This window comes from Bradyrhizobium sp. (genome assembly GCF_016462955.1).
Lineage (GTDB): Bacteria > Pseudomonadota > Alphaproteobacteria > Rhizobiales > Xanthobacteraceae > Bradyrhizobium.
In genome coordinates, this window is sequence record NZ_JAEMSD010000638.1 from 1 (window position 1) to 3,339 (window position 3,339).

Consider the following 3,339-nt stretch of genomic DNA (forward strand, 5'->3'; position numbering starts at 1 on the left):
GATGGGCTCGCCGATCGTCGTGGTTTCGGGCCACGACCTCGTCGACGAACTCTCGGACGAAAAGCGCTTCGACAAGACGGTGCGCGGCGCGCTGCGACGTGTGCGGGCGGTCGGCGGCGATGGCCTGTTCACCGCCGATACCAAGGAGCCGAACTGGAGCAAGGCGCACAACATCCTGCTCCAGCCCTTCGGCAACCGCGCCATGCAGTCCTACCATCCGAGCATGGTCGATATCGCCGAGCAACTCGTCCAGAAATGGGAACGGCTCAATGCCGACGACGAGATCGACGTCGTCCACGACATGACCGCGTTGACGCTGGACACGATCGGCCTGTGCGGCTTCGACTACCGCTTCAATTCCTTTTACCGGAGCGACTATCACCCCTACGTGGAGTCGCTGGTGCGCTCGCTCGAAACCATCATGATGACGCGCGGCCTGCCGTTCGAGCAGATCTGGATGCAGAGGCGGCGCAAGACGCTCGCCGAGGACGTCGCCTTCATGAACAAGATGGTCGACGAGATCATCGCCGAGCGTCGCAAGAACTCGGAGGCGATCGACGACAAGAAGGATATGCTGGCCGCGATGATGACCGGCGTCGACCGCGTGACCGGCGAGCAGCTCGATGACGTCAACATCCGCTATCAGATCAACACGTTCCTGATCGCGGGCCACGAGACCACCAGCGGCCTGTTGTCCTACACGCTCTATGCAATGCTCAAGCATCCGGAGATCCTCAAGAAGGCCTATGACGAGGTCGATCGCGTCTTCGGCCCCGACATCAATGCCAAGCCGACCTATCAACAGGTGACACAGCTCACCTACATCACCCAGATCCTGAAGGAGGCGCTGCGGCTGTGGCCGCCGGCGCCGGCCTATGGCATCACGCCGCTGAACGACGAGGCCATCGGCGGCGGCAAGTACAAGCTGCGGAATGGCACCTTCGTCACCATCCTGGTGACGGCGCTGCACCGTGATCCCAACGTGTGGGGTCCCAACCCCGACGCCTTCGATCCCGAGAACTTCAGCCGCGAGGCGGAGGCGAAGCGGCCGATCAATGCCTGGAAGCCGTTCGGCAACGGCCAGCGGGCCTGCATCGGCCGCGGCTTTGCCATGCACGAGGCCGCGCTCGCGCTCGGCATGATCCTGCAGCGCTTCAAGCTGATCGACCACCAGCGCTACCAGATGCACCTGAAGGAGACGCTGACGATCAAGCCGGAAGGCTTCAAGATCAAGGTGCGGCCGCGCGCCGACCGCGAGCGCGGCGCCTATGGCGGGCCGATTGCGGCTTCGTCCTCTGTATCAAAGGCGCAGCGCAAACCCACGACGCGGCCCGGCCATAACACCCCGATGCTGGTGCTCTACGGCTCCAATCTCGGCACCGCCGAGGAACTCGCGACGCGCATGGCCGACCTTGCGGAGATCAACGGCTTTGCCGTGCATCTCGGCCCGCTCGACGACTACGTCGGCAAGCTGCCGCACGAGGGCGGCGTGCTGATCATCTGCGCCTCCTACAACGGCGCGCCGCCCGACAACGCGACGCAGTTCGTCAAATGGCTCGGTAGCGACCTTCCGAAGGACGCCTTCGCCGGCGTGCGCTACGCCGTGTTCGGCTGCGGCAACAGCGACTGGGCCGCGACCTATCAATCGGTGCCGCGCTTCATCGACGAGCAATTGTCGGCGCGCGGCGCACGCGCGGTCTATCCGCGCGGCGAGGGCGATGCGCGCAGCGATCTCGACGGCCAGTTCCAGAAATGGTTCCCGGCGGCGGCCCAGGTCGCGACCAAGGAGTTCGGCATCGACTGGAATTTCACCCGCACCGCGGAGGACGATCCGCTGTACGCGATCGAGCCGGTCGCGGTGACCGCGGTCAACACCATCGTCGCCCAGGGCGGCGCTGTCGCGATGAAGGTCCTGGTGAACGACGAGCTTCAAAACAAGAACGGCCCCAATCCGTCGGAGCGTTCGACGCGCCACATCGAGGTGCAACTGCCGGCTGGTGTCAGCTACCGCGTCGGCGATCACCTCAGCGTCGTCCCGCGCAACGATCCGACGCTGGTGGATTCGATCGCCCGCCGCTTCGGCTTCCTGCCGGCCGACCAGATCAGGCTGCAAGTGGCCGAGGGACGCCGTGCGCAATTGCCGGTCGGCGAGGCTGTGTCGGTCGGGCGCCTGCTCAGCGAGTTCGTCGAGCTGCAGCAGGTGGCGACACGCAAGCAGATCCAGATCATGGCCGACCATACTCGCTGCCCGGTCACCAAACCGAAGCTGCTCGGCTTCGTCGGCGAGGAGCCTGAAACGCTCGAGCGTTACCGCAGCGAGATCCTCGCCAAGCGCAAATCGGTGTTCGACCTGCTGCTCGAATATCCCGCCTGCGAGTTGCCGTTCCACGTCTATCTGGAAATGCTCTCGCTGCTGGCGCCGCGCTATTACTCGATCTCGTCCTCGCCGTCGGTGGACCCGACGCGCTGCAGCATCACGGTCGGCGTGGTCGAGGGGCCGGCTGCTTCGGGACGTGGCGTCTACAAGGGAATCTGTTCGAACTATCTCGCCAATCGCCGCACCGGCGATACGGTCTACGCGACCGTGCGGGAAACCAAGGCTGGCTTCCGCCTGCCGGATGATCCGTCCGTGCCTATTGTCATGATCGGTCCGGGCACGGGCCTTGCGCCGTTTCGCGGCTTCCTCCAGGAGCGCGCCGCGCGCAAGGCCAAGGGTGCTACGCTCGGCCCGGCGATGCTGTTCTTCGGCTGCCGCCGTCCCGATCAGGATTTTCTCTACGCGGAGGAGTTGAAGGCGCTGGCGGCGGCCGGCATCACCGAGCTGTTCACGGCATTCTCGCGCGCGGACGGGCCGAAGACCTATGTGCAGCACGTGCTCGCCACGCAGAGGGACAAAGTGTGGCCGCTGATCGAGCAGGGCGCGATCGTCTATGTCTGCGGTGACGGCGGCAAGATGGAGCCCGATGTGAAGGCGGCGCTGGTCGCGATCCACCGCGAGAAGAGCGGCAGCGATGCCGCGGCAAGCGCGCGCTGGATCGAGGAGATGGGGACGAGCAATCGGTATGTGCTGGACGTCTGGGCAGGCGGGTAAGGCGACGCTTACTCCCGTAGCCCGGATGAGCGAAGCGATATCCGGGATTTAAATGCACGCGCGGTCCCGGGTATCGCTTCGCTCACCCGGGCTACGAATTATTCGTGCTAAACGTCGCCCATGATTCCCTGGGAAAAGATCGACACCGCCAAAATTCCCGGCTCCGACGAGGAGCTCCGCCTGATGCGGCGGGGCAAGGAGTTTTCGATCAAGCTCGGCAGCAACGAGCTGATGAACAACCGCTTGTC

Annotated in this window: 1 protein-coding gene and 1 pseudogene; both read left to right on the forward strand. The window is 64.6% G+C overall.

The window, feature by feature from the left end; all coding sequences use genetic code 11:
• A partial coding sequence (locus JHD07_RS35975; protein ID WP_291630821.1) for a cytochrome P450 occupies positions 1-3,091 on the forward strand: 3,091 nt, incomplete at its 5' end.
• A gap of 120 nt (positions 3,092-3,211) precedes the next feature.
• A pseudogene (locus tag JHD07_RS35980) lies at positions 3,212-3,339 on the forward strand (spermidine synthase); the annotation flags it as partial.